This is a genomic window from Enterobacter sp. JJBC, from assembly GCF_036936505.1.
In the GTDB taxonomy this organism is placed as follows: Bacteria; Pseudomonadota; Gammaproteobacteria; order Enterobacterales; family Enterobacteriaceae; genus Enterobacter; species Enterobacter hormaechei_C.
The window spans coordinates 2,593,609-2,610,228 of the sequence record NZ_CP136935.1; the positions used below are offsets into that span (position 1 = coordinate 2,593,609).

At 54.0% G+C, this 16,620-nt stretch carries 12 protein-coding genes; all 12 read right to left on the minus strand.

What is annotated here, in order from left to right; translation table 11 throughout:
* Positions 1-23: 23 nt before the first annotated feature.
* Positions 24-818: a hypothetical protein gene (locus tag RY075_RS12580; protein WP_223307881.1), complete on the minus strand. Its 795-nt coding sequence runs from the start codon at positions 816-818 to the stop codon at positions 24-26.
* 119 nt (positions 819-937) lie between these two features.
* Positions 938-1,072: a hypothetical protein gene (locus RY075_RS12585; protein ID WP_257394126.1), complete on the minus strand. Its 135-nt coding sequence runs from the start codon at positions 1,070-1,072 to the stop codon at positions 938-940.
* A gap of 90 nt (positions 1,073-1,162) precedes the next feature.
* Complete coding sequence (locus tag RY075_RS12590; protein ID WP_338627761.1) at positions 1,163-1,693, minus strand: hypothetical protein; 531 nt, start codon at positions 1,691-1,693, stop codon at positions 1,163-1,165.
* A gap of 325 nt (positions 1,694-2,018) precedes the next feature.
* Positions 2,019-4,784 (minus strand): glycoside hydrolase family protein, encoded by a 2,766-nt coding sequence (locus tag RY075_RS12595; protein ID WP_338627762.1) that lies wholly within the window; start codon positions 4,782-4,784, stop codon positions 2,019-2,021.
* Positions 4,785-4,793: 9 nt separating this feature from the next.
* Positions 4,794-7,196 (minus strand): type VI secretion system Vgr family protein, encoded by a 2,403-nt coding sequence (gene vgrG / locus RY075_RS12600; protein ID WP_236316198.1) that lies wholly within the window; start codon positions 7,194-7,196, stop codon positions 4,794-4,796.
* Positions 7,193-9,841, minus strand: a complete 2,649-nt coding sequence (gene tssH / locus RY075_RS12605) for a type VI secretion system ATPase TssH (protein ID WP_325773824.1) — start codon at positions 9,839-9,841, stop codon at positions 7,193-7,195. Before tssH ends, vgrG begins: the two co-directional genes overlap by 4 nt.
* Before the next feature lie 173 nt (positions 9,842-10,014).
* Positions 10,015-10,506, minus strand: a complete 492-nt coding sequence (hcp, locus tag RY075_RS12610) for a type VI secretion system effector Hcp (protein WP_032611100.1) — start codon at positions 10,504-10,506, stop codon at positions 10,015-10,017.
* Positions 10,507-10,511: 5 nt separating this feature from the next.
* A complete protein-coding gene (locus RY075_RS12615) occupies positions 10,512-12,182 on the minus strand; it encodes an OmpA family protein (protein WP_190269413.1) in 1,671 nt (556 codons plus the stop codon).
* On the minus strand, positions 12,182-12,856 hold the full coding sequence (gene tssL / locus RY075_RS12620; protein ID WP_045895871.1) for a type VI secretion system protein TssL, short form: 675 nt from the start codon (positions 12,854-12,856) through the stop codon (positions 12,182-12,184). The genes RY075_RS12615 and tssL overlap by 1 nt, the downstream gene beginning before the upstream one ends.
* A complete protein-coding gene (gene tssK, locus RY075_RS12625) occupies positions 12,853-14,196 on the minus strand; it encodes a type VI secretion system baseplate subunit TssK (RefSeq protein ID WP_338627763.1) in 1,344 nt (447 codons plus the stop codon). The genes tssL and tssK overlap by 4 nt, the downstream gene beginning before the upstream one ends.
* Positions 14,197-14,209: 13 nt before the next feature.
* Positions 14,210-15,745 (minus strand): type VI secretion system contractile sheath large subunit, encoded by a 1,536-nt coding sequence (gene tssC, locus RY075_RS12630; RefSeq protein WP_023324775.1) that lies wholly within the window; start codon positions 15,743-15,745, stop codon positions 14,210-14,212.
* Between the two features lie 40 nt (positions 15,746-15,785).
* The gene (gene tssB / locus RY075_RS12635; RefSeq protein WP_338627764.1) at positions 15,786-16,277 is read right to left on the minus strand and encodes a type VI secretion system contractile sheath small subunit; all 492 of its coding nucleotides are present in this window, start codon (positions 16,275-16,277) and stop codon (positions 15,786-15,788) included.
* Between the last annotated feature and the right edge of the window lie 343 nt (positions 16,278-16,620).

The window sequence follows — 16,620 nt, forward strand, 5'->3', positions numbered from 1 at the left end:
CCCCAGATTAATTGTGCGCAGTCCTATTCAGTGTTTAGTGAATATAAAAACACCACCGGATGAAAATGCCACACCGACTCATCCTTATCAAACGGCGGCACCCTGCTCATCCACTCCAGATCTGACTGCCATTTCTCGCAGTGCTTTACTTCCAGTGGATCCAGATCCTGATAAAACCCTTCCGAGCGCCCCGTCGAACGGCCTTTACTCCATTCGCTGTGATGTTTTACCACCAGACGGTTCACCACATTTTTCACCAGCGGATCACGCACCGCCAGCGCCTGCCTGATTTCCTCTGCCGTCACTTTACCGTCACGGTTGCTCTCCATCTCTGCCATCAGTTCGCGATAAAACGGCGGCACCTGGCTGTACTGATAATCAGCCCCCTGCTCCGCTGACCGGCTTACCGCATCAAACGCCTGGGACACCCAGCCCTCATACGGACTGTCCATCACATCACCGCCGCTCTCTTCCTCCAGCGCCTGAAACCCGAGCTTCAGTAGATCATACTGATTCACATCTTCAACATCGCTTTGCGGTAACCAGCCACTCCCGGTGACTTTGTACCACCAGTTCCGGGAGCCATCCGCAACCGGTGTTGCCGCGTCCCGCGTGAGCAGGCACTGCGCGCCCAGCCTGGCGGAGGTCGGCGTAAATACCGGTTGTCCCGCAGCATCCTGCCGGATAAACAGGTTTTTTCCCTTTGGGACCAGAACTGACCTTTTTTCGCCCCTCACACCTTCCAGGTTGGCTAAAAACCCGGGCATACGGGTATCGGTACTCAGCACTTCCAGATGGATAAACCATTCTTTGTCCACAAGTTTATTCCCCGCACCCGGGGTTTTCGTACACCCCATAAACCCTACAGGTAAATGACGTCGGTTTCAGCAGTAACGTGTCGCGGACAATATCCGAAGAAGAACAGATGACTGTCACATTATATCGCCATGGCTGAGAGGGATTCCACCGCTCTGTGACACAACACATTCAGAAATTCGGTACATTCATACACGTCAACGCGATAATATGACTGGCCGATCAGCTTTTCTACCAGACCGAGTCCTTTATCCATCAGTGACCCGTTAATTGCATTTGTCCTCCTGCCTGCCAATTCAATATCTGCACAATGTTCCTTGATCAGGAAAACCATATTTATTCAAATTTAATATTGAGTTTCTTCTGTGACTTCAAGGCTGGTTCCCATTGAATTTTCATTAAAAGAAAAAGTCACACTCTCATTATCTCTGACCACTGATATTTTTAACGAATTACTCTCCTGCCATGCATAACTAACCTTTGCATCATTGAATTTATCGACTTTATTTGTACTGGGTAGTTGCTTTTTGAATAGCGTATTATCATATTGAATCCTTCTGAATTCCTCATAAGCATCCCTTAATTTCAAATCAGGAAAAAAACACGTATATTTACTTACACCATCATATTCTCGGCTGGGACGCCTCTCCTTACAATAAGTTGCCCAGCTATCTTTTTTTTGATTATTATTCTTTGTTTCCGCCTCTTTAAAGAATAAAGCATAGTTTTGATCCAAAAGAATAAGATAATCATTAACTTCGAGAATCTCACTATAAGGAGGTGGGCATTCATCCCCTGGTAAAAGAGCTGTCAGAAGATAAATATATTTAGGTAGAGACACACCTTCATACTTAAAAAGCCGTTCATATAGTGCCATTGTTTTTTCAGACAAATAATATGATATGGGTGTTTTTTTAATTTTAACATAATCAATCGAACACACATTGTTATCTTCAAGGAATCATTTTTTATTGTTAGCGTTTTACCACTAAATGTAAATTTTACTTTACTGTATATTTCATTCAAATTGTTAATCGTATTTAAATCATGCTTACCAAAAACATCAACACCAGAAACTTTTTCATACACCCACAGTTTATGATCTACCCCATTATCAGAAATGGCTATCTTTGGAAAAAAACAAAAAAACATCAAAATAATTGAAAAATAAATTTTACTCATGACACAACTCCAGATTAAAATTAACGAGAGAAATCATACGCTCCAGTTAAAAATAAATTACGTTCCTTTTGACGTCGAGTAACAAGCCCGGATACCCCACCATTTGTAATATCCAAAAACTCATTCGCCGCACCTTCATAATTTGCCTGGTTGAGTTTTAAAGTCAATTGTGGTGCTTTACTCATTCGTCCCATATTAAACAGCAAACTAATCAAAGCATCGAATTCATATTGATATAAATCTGTACTGACAGATGCCTTTAATTCTTTAATATAATTCGAGAGTCTAGATTCAAATAATTCATCAGCCTTAGAATTAGTTATTCCATTTCTGAATTCTTCTGGAAGAGATATATCTTCACACCTAGCTCTTGCAATTAAATGTCCGTAACCAATAGAACAAAAACCTTCTGAATCATTGTAAGCTGTCGACCTAAAACTTTCCCATTCCTTGATAAATGCCTTACCCATATCAGAAACGGTCAGTTCACTGATAGCACTCCTACTTTCAGTATCATTATTTTCGTTGCAAAATGTGTTGTTATAACCTTCTCTCAATATATCAATAGGATCTTGTAAATCATTACGTCGTTGAAATGGTGGAGTGGGTGTATTATTTGGAGGCGGCAGAGTTTCATTACCGGGGTAATACTCAAAATGAAGCATATAGACAACCTGACCAGGAATGATGTTAGGATGTCGCCGTGTTGATGGATCAATCATCAACCCTGTTTTTGCAATAACAGTCCCCTGCTGGACCTTCTCTCCGTTCCCGAAAACAATGCTTTGAGGATCAACTTCACCATATCTAATATAAAAATGCCGCCCATCATTAGTAGTATGCTCGATAGTGATTTGCCAAGTCCCAAAGTAATAGTGAGAAATACTCCTAACAATTCCATTGCTCACTGCAACAATTTCAGTTAGTGGTTCAGAATATAAATCGCGAGCAGCATGCTTTCTATTCCCTCGAGATCTATTACGCCCAAATATAGCCTGCGATGCATTACTATCAGTCAAAGATGCAGCCCAATAATATCGTTTCCACACCCCTTCGATATCATTTTTAGGTTTTACTTTAAAGGGGAAAATAATTTCTTTGTTTCTCTTTTGACCGATCGCATCCAAGAACACCACCGGATGAAAATGCCACACCGCCTCATCCTTATCAAACGGCGGCACCCTGCTCATCCACTCCAGATCTGCCTGCCATTTCTCGCAGTACTTTACTGCCAGTGGATCCAGATCCTGATAAAACCCTTCCCAGCGCCCCGTCGAACGGCCTTTACTCCATTCGCTGTGATGTTTCACCACCAGACGGTTCACCACATTTTTCACCAGCGGATCACGTACCGCCAGCGCCTGCCTGATTTCCTCTGCCGTCAGTTTCCCGTCATGGTTGCTGTCCATCTCTGCCATCAGTCCGCGATAAAACGGCGGCACCTGGCTGTACTGATAATCAGCCCCCTGCTCCGCTGACCGGCTTACCGCATTAAACGCCTGGGGTACCCAGCCCTCATACGGGCTGTCCATCACATCACCGCCGCTCTCTTCCTCCAGCGCCTGAAACCCGAGCTTCAGTAGATCATACTGATTCACATCTTCAACATCGCTTTGCGGTAACCAGCCACTCCCGGTGACTTTGTACCACCAGTTCCGGGAGCCATCCGCAACCGGTGTTGCCGCGTCCCGCGTGAGCAGGCACTGCGCGCCCAGCCTGGCGGAGGTCGGGGTAAATGCCGGCTGTCCCGCCGCATCCTGCCGGATAAACAGGTTTTTTCCCTTTGACACCAGAACTGACTTTTTATCCCCCGTCACACCTTCCGGGTTGGCTAAAAACCCGGGCATACGGGTATCGGTACTCAGCACTTCCAGATGGACAAACCATTCCTTGTCCACAGGTTTATTCCCCTCTGCCGGGGATTCCGTACATCCCATAAACCCGACAGGCGCGCCCGCGCTGACCTGCCATTCTTCCGTTTCGCCCGTCAGTTCCACAGAGTCAAAAGCCCCTTTCTGTTTTGCTCTCTGCATCCACGCCGGCATCAGTCCCTGTATTTCTCCGGCCGGCTCCATCAGCGCCGGATCCAGCGTCACCCAGTACTGTTCTTTTCCCGGAACATTGTCTTTCAGTAAACGGACCAGGCCAAAGGTCGTCAGGGTGGTCTGTCCGTTCCTCGTGACATAAAAACGCCCCGTACGGGAAGACACAAAACGATCGCCTGCCTTCAGGCTTTTGTTCGCTTTCGCCGGGGCAGGATATGTCCCGGCTTCGCCGTTATCCGGCGCCCCCTCCGGCAGCCCGTTCTGCCCGTTTTTATACTGACGTAACAGTATGCCGCTGTGCCCGTCCCTCACTTTGTAGCAGGGAGAGGCAGGATAGTCTGACACCGGAGCCAGATGCATATACAGGCTGTAAAACTCCAGCCAGCTTTTTTCCTTTTGCGGATCGGGCCGGCACAGTGACTTCACCAGCACAAAACTGCTGCTGTAACGCAGCTGCTGTCCGCAGTACGGGGCTGTCAGGTGCTCCTTATTCAACCGGTACGCAACGACAGTACCGTCTGCCATGAACCGGATGGGCTCGGGCTCGCCGGTATTAAGGGCATCCGGGTTAAGCGCCGAGAAGGGACTGGAGACATCACTGATGTGGATACCACCATGCCACAGTCCGTTCGTGCCCAGCAGCCACGTTCCGTGCGCCTCCCCGTCAACAAGACGCATGACTTCATCCGGCGAGCGGAACTCCTGGCCGCTGGTGTTTCTGATGGGGTAACAGATTTTCACAGGCACTCCTTAGCGTGAGAAACGTCCGCGCCGCTGCGCAGGTATTACTGAAGGTCCATCCTGCTGTTGCTCTGCCGGGGAAACCGGGATCTGGCTGAGGCTGGTTCTTTCGAATACCTGCGCGACATTCTTCAGTGACGCCCCTGTACCAGGAACCAGATAGGTCGCCACTTTCATTATCATCATCCCTTCGGAGCCATGCTCTATCCCATTCTGGTTCAGCTTCAGGTATGACCCGCCGCCATTCAGCGTCAGCGTTTTCGGGGTGCTGATGATGATTTCATCTTCGCTGCTCGTCACGGTCAGTTGCTTTTCAGCAAACAACGCCAGGGTGTTGTGCTGAGCCTGTATTTCCACATCCCCCTGGTTTGCAACCAGCTTTGCTCCTTCCTTATGCACAAACAACCCCAGCGCCTTCTCCACCGAAACCGACAGGTTTTTCATTGCACCGATATCAAGGTGTTCACCTGCGTTTATCATGGTGTTCTTCGTACTGGTCAGTTGAAGATGTTCACCGGAGGTAACAGCCACTCCCTGCGGGGCGCTGGCCAGCAGCACCGCCGACTGAAGTTCTCTTAACCGTTCCGAGACCAGGTTAACCTGCGTGCTGATATCCGACACCAGCGCACCGGCTGCTTCAGCCGCGCCATTCAGCGCCTGCATCTGGCTGTTAGCCTTGTTAATCTGATTCACCGCCGGACTCATCTCCAGTACCGGCCCGTGCGCCTTCGGCTGTTCATGCGCGGACAGATAAAGTCCTTTCGCCGCACGGACCGCGCCATATTCATCCGTGCGCAGTTCAAAACCGCTACCGCGCTGTGAGCGCTGCGTATCAACCAGATGGCCCATATTGAGCTGGGTTTTGCCGTACTCCGTGGCGAGTTTGATATGCTCCTCACCGCGTTTGTCTTCAAGCCGCAGCTTGTTATTTGCAGGCGTGCGCAGCACGTTGCGCGTATGGTTATCACGAGTGACATGATCCGGATGTCCGGAGTCATGCAGGGCATATGCAATATACGGACGATCGGGGTCCCCGCTGTCAAACATCACCGACACTTCCGTGCCGTCAAGCAACGGCGCATGCCAGCCGTAGGTATCACCGGCATACGGTTTTGCCAGCCGCAGCCATAGATACGCATATCCCTGTTCAGTGCTGTTGCGGTCAAAGTCAAGCCTGACCCGGTAGCGTCCCTGTGAATCAAGCCAGGCGTAAGTGTCGCCTTTTTGCATGCTTTCCACCCTTGCCGGCAGCGAACCGGAGATCACCGGGCGGTTGAGCGATTTCGGGCGGTAACAGACCGTTTCACTGTATGGGATCCCCGCGAACTTCACCCGGAAACTGTCCTGACGCGAGCCGCTGGCTTCCACAGTAGTGATAACTATCCCGTCCTTCAACACCTCCGGCAGACCTGCATCCGTTTCCAGCACCTGGCCCGGTGTCAGATGCGGGCAGGAGCTGTGCCCACTGACGGTATACTGTTCGTTCAGGATGCGTTCATGGCGCAGACGAGCAAAGAACGCACCGGTTTCAGGACTTTCCGTATCGCCTGCTGTCAGAAACGGCTCTGCATAATGATAGATCTCACCTGTGGTGATCCCTTTCCGCCCGCTGACGCTGACCGTACTGTCCTGTGGCGTCAGCGCATCCCGGTAGTTGTAATCCCGGGTAGTCACCCCGCCGCTGACAACATGGTACGCGGTATGGATATCCCAGACACTTTCCTGCCCGCTGTCGCTCATGCCGGACGGGTTTCGCAGCGGCAGGGTCACGCCAAACTGATACTGCTCCGGGCTATCCTGGAAAATAATGACATCCTGTTCAAGACGGCTGTCCATTTCGAACCGCCAGAAAATTCCCACTTCGGCCAGCAGTCGCTGAATAAATTCAAGATCGGTTTCCCGCCACTGAGTAATCAGCTCTCGGGCTGGGTATTCACGGGACAGACGAAACTCAAAGTCCGCCCCTTCCAGACCGTGCCTGCGGAGTACTTTTTCCACGACGTCAGTAACGGAATGATTGAGAAAAATCTCACACCTTTTCGTTTTCGCTAACAGGGCGATACGTGGCACCAGCGCCAGGGTATATACGGTATCTTCTTTTGAGGTGGATACACGTTTAAACGATTCCACCATGCCATAAACGGTACGTACCGGCATAGCCGGCGTCCCGTCAAACACCGGGGTCTGAAACGTAAAAGATGCGGGTTTTAACAGCACAGCGTCACCGGCAATATCCGGCGAGGAAGAGGTCACGGAGATATCAAATCGCCAGGGTTGGCTCAGAGTCTCCACCGAACTGAATTTCAGTACATCAAGAAATTCAGTGCAGCCATGCACATCCAGCCGATAACGTGACTGACCGAGCAACTGCCTGACCAGACCAGTCGCATCGTTTAACAGTGAATCACTCATGGCTGTATTCCTCTATTCTCGCCATCAAATGCCAGCACAATCCCCTCCTCCTCATTCCAGCCCAGCGTAAGATGCTGCGGCTTCTGCCCCGCTGCCATATGCATCAGCAGCTGCTGGCTCAGCACCGGCAGGATCTGCTGGTTCAGCAGACTGTCAACATTGCGCGCCCCGGTGTCCGGCAGCAGGCAGGCGGCGGTCAGCGCGTCGTACAGGCTTTCGTGGATATCGGTCTTCATACCGTAGTGACGGTTGAGGCGTTTACTGACCTGCGCCAGCTTCATTTCCACGATGGTGCGCATCGCTGCCTGCGCCAGCGGACGGTAAATCACCGTCTGGAAGCGCGCCAGCAGCGCGGGCTGGAAGTGGTCCCGCAGGACAGGACGCAGCAGTTCATGCAGGTCCGGCTCTGTCGCCTCCGGCTGTTCCTCCAGCATCTGCATGATGAGGTCGCTGCCGAGGTTGGAGGTCATCAGAATCACCGTGTTGCGGAAGTCAATTTCCCGCCCCTCGCCGTCGCGCATGAAGCCCCGGTCAAACACCTGGTAGAACAGGTTCATCACATCCCGGTGCGCCTTTTCCACTTCATCCAGCAGCACCACGCTGTACGGGCGCTTACGGGCGGCCTCGGTCAGAATGCCGCCCTGGCCGTAACCCACGTAGCCCGGCGGTGAGCCCTTAAGCTGCGAGACGGTGTGTGGCTCCTGGTATTCCGAAAGGTTGATGGTGATAAGGGACTTCTCGCCGCCGAACAGTTCGTCCGCCAGCGCCAGCGCGGTTTCGGTCTTGCCGGTGCCGCTCGGCCCCACAAGCAGGAACACGCCCTGCGGGCCGTTCTCCGGCGCCAGACCGGTTTTGCTGGCGCGCAGGCGCTGCGCAATGGCATTCAGTGCACTGTCCTGGCCGACCACCCGTACGCCGAGGTTTTGCTCCAGACTCAGCAGTTCGGTCTGTTCGTCCTTCATTAATGAGGAGAGCGGTACGCCGGTCCAGTCGGCGATAACGGTGGCAACCGTACGCGCGTCCACATCCAGCCCCAGCAGCGGGGTATTCTGCTGCACGGCAGTAAGCTGCATCTGAAGGTCAGCAATCTCCCCCTGACGGGAGATATCCGTGCGGCAGGCAAGCAGTTCTTCCGTGATTTTCAGCTCCTGACCGTACCGGGTTTCCCGTTCGTCGAGCTGCAAAATGATGGCGACTTCTTCCTCTCCGATGGCGGCCAGACGTTCGCCGTGGGCGGTATTACCCACCGCGATATCCTCCAGCAGCGCCTGTTTCTCCATAGCCAGGGCCGTGAGCTGCGCCTTCATGCGGGTCAGCGGCTCCGGAATAGTGTCGAGGCTCATACGGACACGGGCAGAGGCGGTATCCAGCAAATCCACCGCCTTGTCCGGAAGCTGGCGTCCGGTCAGATAGCGTCTGGAGAGCGTAACGGCGGCTTTAACCGCTTCATCGGTAATATGCACGCCGTGGTGCTCCGCGTAGCGTGACTTGAGTCCGCGCAGCATCAGGCAGGCGGTGTCGTCGTCCGGTTCATCAACTTTAACCATCTGGAAACGACGCTCCAGCGCGGCGTCGCGCTCAAAGTACTGTTTGTACTCGCTCCAGGTTGTCGCGGCAATGGTACGCAGTTCACCGCGGGCCAGTGCCGGTTTCAGCAGGTTGGCCGCATCGGCGCCGCCCGCCTGGTTGCCCGCGCCGATAATGGTGTGCGCCTCGTCAATGAAGAGCAGAACCGGCAGGGGTGACTGCTGCACCGCGTCGATGATGTTTTTCAGGCGCTGCTCGAATTCCCCCTTCACACCCGCCCCGGCCTGTAACAGGCCGAGGTCAAGGGTGCGTACCGAGACCGGCTTCAGCGCGTCCGGCACATTGCCCTCATGAATGCGCAGCGCCAGTCCTTCCACGAGCGCGGTCTTGCCGACTCCCGGTTCGCCGACCAGAATCGGGTTGTTCTTGCGGCGCCGGGAAAGAATGTCCACCATCTGGCGGATTTCATTGTCGCGGCCATAGACCGGGTCGATTCTGCCCTCACGGGCGCGGGCGGTGACGTCTAGGGTGAACCTGTCCAGCGCATTCTGCAACGCCGGGTTCAGCTCTCCTTTTATATCCGCGTTCACCGGACGGCCGACAAACTCCACCTCATCCCCCTGCGTAAGCTCCGCTTCCTGCTGCACCTCCGGGCGTTCATCCGACTGTGTATCCAGAAGTCCACGCAGGCGCTCAAGCTGGCTCTGCGCCAGCGTCAGCAGCGGCCACAGGCTGTCGCAGCGCAGCAGTTTCGGTTTTTCCACCAGAGCCATCAGGAGGTGAATGCTGCGGATATGCTCTTCCCCCGCCAGCGAGGCGTGCAGCCAGGCGTCCTGCATCAGTGACTGCACGCCATCCGAAAGCTGCGGACGGCTGCGCACCGACCGTGGCAGGCTGTCCAGAAAACCCAGCATATCCTGCCATATCGTATCCATATCCCATTCGTAGCGCCGCGCCAGCACCGTCAGGTCGCCCTCACCCTGCTCCAGCAGTTTCAGCAGCCAGTGCTCAGGCAGGATTTCCGCATGGGCGCGGGTCTGGCACAGGGAAGCGGCCCCTTCCATCGCGCGGGCACAGTAAGGGTTAAGACGGCGTAACAGGATGGCTGGATTTTCCATGAGACTCTCTCTTTATCAGTTCCGGACACGCTACCGCCCGTCGCTGTTCCCTGTTATTCAGGAACCCAAAGCGCATCAGGTCGGGCAGGCAGATTGTGTTTTTCTTTGCTGACCACCCGTCAGTGCAGGCGCTCAGCAAAAAAAGCAGACGGCTGACCGTCTGCTCGGGGCTCTTACGCTGTGGTACGTTCGTTCCAGGAATCGGAATGAATGATGTTGCCGTCCTTGTAGGTCCAGGTGATTTTTTCGTAGCGCAGTTCAATCTGCTCGAGGTGGTTGTGCTTCTCGAAAGCAGGATCCTTGATGTCATGCATCTTCGGATTCACTTTCACCAGCTTCACGTTCTCAAGCTTGGTGTTGAAGTACTCCACTTCCTGGCCTGCGTCATTGATTCTGTACCATTTGAACTCGGCCGATTTCAGGGTCTGGCCGGTCGTCACCGCCTTGTACAGGTACGGGCTGGAGGAGTCTATTTCCTTGGTGAACAGGAACGGGGTGTGGATACGGGTGCCGGTCAGCTTGCCGGTATTGTTATCGGTCGGGATGTACAGGTTGTGCTCCTGGGCCACCACTTCGATACTGCCTTCACGATCTTTCACGTCCACGGACCCTTTGATGTCCGCGCCGCCGTCGTCCTTCAGCCACAGATAGACTGGAATTGCCATGTTAATTACTCCGTTACATTGTTATCAGCGCCATCATCCTGCGATGACGCATGGGTCGTGCCCGGTGCCTGACAGGCATTCGCCTGCGGCACCAGACTGATTTCGACACGGCGGTTCAGCGCCCGGCCTTCAGCCGTGTCGTTGGTGGCGACAGGACGGCTTTCACCATAGCCCTGCACCGCAAAACAGCTTTCCGGCACGTCGCCGGTATCCCGCATCCAGTCGCGCACCGACTCCGCGCGCTTAAGCGACAGCACCTGGTTGGACTGGTCATCCCCGGTGCTGTCGGTATGGCCCGCCACCACAATCAGCCAGCCGGGCTTCGCCTTGATCCCCACCAGTGAGTTCACCAGCAGCTTTGTTGAGGCGGGTTTAAGCGCCCACTTTCCGGTATCGAACAGTGACATGCTGTCGAGGCGGATGATTTTCGGTACCGGTTCCATGGCGGGAGCTGGTGGCGGCACATACGTGTCAATCGCCTTCTGTAACGCCAGCCACAGACGCTGACCGGGGTAATAGCCCAGCGCATACCTGAGCGGTTCCCCCTGCCGCTGCCAGCGCTCCAGCAGAAGGGCGTCCTGTTTCAGTGCGGCAAGTGACTGCGCCTTCGGCTCATAATGGTTCATGGGGATGGCATACCAGCGCTGTAGATTCATTCCCACCTGGCGGATCAGCGCCGCGTTATTCATGGCAGAAAAACCAAGGGCAGCAAGAACGCAGGCCAGGACCCACACAATGAGACGGCGGGTGCGCTTCCCGCCCTGAACAGGTGCGCAGTAAGGCGTGAGCAACGGTAGTACCGCATCAGGAAAACGACCGGATGCCTCCGCCATTTCGTCTGTCTGCGGCAGAAGCAGGTGTGTCAGGCGACAAAGCCAGAGTGCCCATAAAGACGTATTGCTGGCTGAAGCGCCGCCGCTTTTCAGAGCCACCGCAAACGGGTGGACCGGCGGAAATAACCGATCTTCTTTCGCCAGTTCATCCATAAGAAGGGTGCGCATAAAAGCAAAGCCTTCCCGCAGTACAGGCATCAGCGCCAGACGATTTGCCTGTTGCCAGTCGTCCGTAGCCTGTGGCGTCTCATCAACAGGGTAAACAACCGGTTTGTCGCCATGGACAATAACCCACGGGGTTTCAGGGCCGGAAAACTCAGCGCTCAGGATCACCGGCGGAGTGAATCCGGCGATCAGGCTCAGCTGTTTCATCTGCTGGCGCAACGCTTTCAGGGTCGCGCGCAACACCGCTTCATCCTGGTACCCGTCGGGATGGGAGGCATACATAACGGCGATCTGTCCGGCCTGGCGCGGCTGCCGCTCCTGAATATCGCGCACGAAATCACTGAGCCTGCTGACGTCATTCACCCGCAGCCACCAGCCATGCGCTGTTTTACGCAGAGTATGCTCCCCGAACAGGGCATCCAGCCTGTCTCCGCAAACAAGAACAACCGGACCCGCATCAGCAAGTACGGGCAGATCAAAACTAGTCCCGCCATTGCCCTGAGCCTGGCTGAAACGGCTTTTTCGCCGGATCTGCCAGACGGCCAGCGCAACAATGCACAGCGTCATCACGCCTTTAAACAGCGTGCCTGCCGGAATGAAGCCCCACAGAAGCCATAAAAGCGCCGCGGCACCCGCCAGTACGTGGAATATCAGAGAAACCATGACCGATTTACGCATTAATGGGGCAACTCCGGTAACTGCGCGGACAGCAGAGCCTGGAGCCAGAGATGACCGCCCCACCATACGGCACCGGTGATTACCGCCGCCGCCGCGATCCAGAACCAGACAGAGCGCAGCAGGCTGTAACGGTGTTTTCCGGTCCTGCGAACCACCAGAGAAAGGCCGGCATCAAGAGGCGGAACCCGCTCAGCAAGCGCTTTCATTGCCTCTTCACGCTGGGTCTGGCTGACAGAGCCCATGCTGTACAACCCCTGGAATCCCAGCGCGAGCACCCGGTGATAGCAGGTCAGAACGGCCATGTTTGGCGCTGGCTGGCGCAATACTTCCGCAATACGATCCCACAGGGCTTCACCTGCATGCAGCGACCCAAAATAGCGCGCCTGTAGCGGCGCTTTTCGCCAGGCTACCTGGCCCGCATCAGCATCTGCCCCGTCAGGCAGTTTTCTGCTCATGACCACTTCGTCAAGCAGCGCACATTGCGCATAAGAGATATGATCGACACTGGCTTCATCATATCCTGCTCGATCCAGCGCCTCGCGCACGCTTTCCACATGTTTGCAGCAGGTGTCGTACAGCACATTCCCGTCAGGCGTTGTTGCCCCCTGCTTAAGCAGGGTGACGGTGAGCCAGGTCTCCGCCATCAGAGCATCGATATCGGTTTCTTTTCTCATGATCGCAGTACCGCAAACAGTTCAAGTTCAAGCTGTCCCAGCAAAGCAGGCACATAGAACATACAGATCCCCTGCTCCAGCATGTCCCGTGCCGCAGCACTTTCCATGTCCAGCGCGAAGTACTGGTTCTCCATTCGCACCGGTAACGCAGCAGGCACGCGATTCACGGCAATGAGTGGGATCCCCTGCAGCGCAACGGTGGAAATCGCATTCACATCATCCGGGGAACCCGCCTTGCATAATGCCGGGAATTTCTCCGCCACTTGCCAGGCCGGAACGTCAGACCGGACAGAGAGCCAGAGATCGGCTTCTTCACGCAGCCGAATGTCGTGCAGCGAGGCTTTCCAGGTCTGGGCGTCAGGTCGGGACATCTCCAGCGCTATCACACGGGACGGCAGGCTGGCTTCCAGTAAACCGGCGATCAGTTCAAACAGCGGTGGAAACGTCATTTCAGGCCGGGCGTGGTCATAGCCAGGGATTGCGTCCAGATCGCTGTCCAGAGAAAACGTCAGCATACTGCCCGCAAGCCGCGCAAGCTCTGCCCACACCTGTTCCGGATGGCGAGCCGGAAAACGTTCAAACTCGACCAGTACCCTGGCATGAGAGTTAAGCGCATTGAGAAGCCAAAAAAGAGAAACATCCGCCACAGCAAAATCCGCCAGTCGCTCATTACTTTCCCGACGCATAGCCATCAACCGTTGGCGGCGGGAGCGAAGCTGGCGGTTCAGTAACACCAGCCTTTCCCGCATCGCCGGGCTGGCAGAAAACAGGGCCATAGGCGGAATGAATGCCGGATCATGACGCCAGCTCCCCTGTCCGTCCCGGATCAGCCGTGCAACCGGACAGCACTGCCACGACGCGTTATCCTCATGCTCAAAACGGATCGCCAGATTAAAGCGGGCAACAGCGACGGACTCCTCTTCGCTGCCAAACGCATCCTGAACATTGACCCACTCCTCACGATAGCGGAGCGGCCGATCAGCCACTGCCGCTTCCTGGAGCACGTTATTTAACCCGGACTGCATCAACGGCAGGGCAATCACCACCGTAACCGCGTCTGAATGAGGTGATAAATCCAGTTCACGCGGTTCCGGCGGCAGGTCGCTGACTACCGTATCCACCAGCGTGCCATCGGGCAGCCAGAGCCGCAGCTGTGAAATCTGTATCAGACCTGTTTCCAGCAGTCTTTCATCAATTTCAACTCGCTCAACGCCCCATGCAAACGGCGAGGCAAGTGCCGCAACGCCTGTGCTGCGAAAAGTTTCCCAGTCGGACTGTTGCTGGAATTGTTGAGGGGACAGCAACGCCTCCTCGTTCCACAGCGGACGATAAATTTTCATCCCTGCTACCGCCTTACGCTTTCGCTTTCGGCATCTGGCTCACCAGAGACAGGTTCACATCCATGCCTTCCACCTGGAAGTGCGGCACCGCAAACAGCTTCACGCGGAAGAAACCCGGGTTGTCTTCGATATCTTCCACCACCACTTTCGCGTCACGCAGCGGATGAGAAGCCTGCAACTCATCGCCCGGATCGGTCATTTCCGTCACCAGACTACGCACCCAGGTATTCAGCTCCAGTTCCAGCAGACGGCGGTCCTTGGTGGTGCCGATGTTCTCGCGCTGGATGAGCTTCAGGTAGTGCGCAATACGCGACAGCAGGAAGATGTACGGCAGACGGGCGTTGATGCGGCTGTTGGCCGTGGCATCTGCGGTGTCGTACAACGCCGGTTTCTGCGCGGAGTTCGCCGAGAAGAAGCAGGCATAGTCGCGGTTTTTGTAATACGAGAGCGGGATAAAGCCGAGGTTGGCAAACTCAAACTCGCGGGTCTCCGGGATCATCACCTCAGACGGAATTTTCACCTGGTTGCCGGTGCCCAGATCGTACAGATGAATAGGCAGATCTTTCACCGCCCCGCCCGCCTGCGGGCCACGGATCTGCACGCACCAGCCGTTATTGATGAAGCTCTTCACCATGTTTGACGCGAAGGAGAACGACGCGCTGGTCCACAGGTATTTCTCGTGATCCGGGCCTTTCACCTGCTCAACGTAGTTAAAGCTGCGTACCGGTACGGTGTCCGGGCCATACGGCAGACGCCCCAGCACGCGCGGCATCACGAGGCCGATGTAGCGGGCGTCGTCGGTGTCGCGGAAAGATTTCCACTTGATGTACTCGGCGCGGTCGAAGTAGTTGCCGATATCCTTAATTGCAGCGACCTCTTCCATCGAGTCTTTCAGGAAGAATTTCGGACCGACAGAGCCAATAAACGGCATATGTGCGGCAGCTGATACTTTAGAGATGTTGCGCAGCAGCGCCACATCCTGCGGGCTGGCGTCAAATTCATAGGATGAAATCACGGAACCAATCGGCTCGCCGCCCGGGGTGTCGTATTCGGCGGTATAGGTGTGCCAGTAGAGGCCGCTCTGAATAAGTTCCGGCGCGTCTTCAAAGTCCTGACGCAGATCTTCTTTCGACACATCCAGAATTTCGGTTTTCACATTCTGGCGGTAGTCGGTGCTGTCCACCAGCTGCTTCAGGCCGCGCCACAGGGACTCCACCTTCTGGAACTCCTGGTGATGCATTACGGCATCCAGCTGACGGCTGATCTGGAAATCCAGCTCAGCGATATGGTGGTCAATCAGCGTTTTGTCGAGCTTCTCCACCGGCTGACCGGATTTGCGGATGCAGTCCATAAACACCTGCATCGCCGCCGTCAGGCGTTCACCCGCCGGAGCGTCAGAAAGCGCGGCGTCATCCAGAAACGCATTGATATCACCCAGGCTGGAGGCCGGGGTCAGGTTGATTTTTTCAAACAGGGAGGCGTAAACGCCCTCTTTTTCCAGTACGGTGGTCTGCCCCTGCGCGGAGGCGGTTTCAGTATTCACAGACATCAGCATATTCCCGGTTAATCCATTAAATTACACATGCCGCTTATTTCGGGGCCAGTGCACTCATTTCGTCGCGTAATTCCTGAGACAGCGCCGGGTCTTTGAGAATTTTCTCGAGTTCTTTTCTGAAAGTGGCGTTATCAAGAAGATTGGATTTGAGGTCGCGTAATAAATTACGCATAGCCAGCATGGCGCGGAGCTGGGGGATCTGGCGGGCAACCTGTTCAGGTTCGAAATCCTTAATATCGGAGAAATTCAGTTTTATGCTTTCTTCCGAGCCATCCCCGGCCATTGTGTTAGGAACCATCAGATTCACTTCCGGGTTAAATTCCGAAAGTACGCTGTTGAAGTTATTTTTATTGACGTTGATTTTCTCCCTTTCCGATAATGGGCGATTCTCTTTTCCATTACTGAAATCACCGACGGTGAGGAGTTTAAGTGGCAGTTCGATTTTCTTTTGCGCGCCACCTGTATGCAGAGCCAGCTTTAAATTTATGCGTGCCTTGGGCACCTCATTCTGGAATGAATCGGCCATAGCAGTCCCTTTCTTTAAAAGAAATAAATGTTAAGTGAGTGACGTTTCTTTACAAAACCATATTAGAGCAAAACCCCATTTAAAATCAACTTCTCAGATCAAAGATCCACCATTGGACTTTTCTTAAGAATATTCCACTAAATTATTGTACTCATAAATGCCATAGATACATGACATACAGTAAAAATTAACCATTTATTCACATTAATTTGGCAGGAATGACTGCTTTGTTTGGAAATATTGAACTTATTGTTCCATGAGGTTGAATAATTGATTTACATCAATGCATTTATTAACACGCCCCGTAACAGCGCAGAGAAATAAGGTTTTAATTCAATAAATG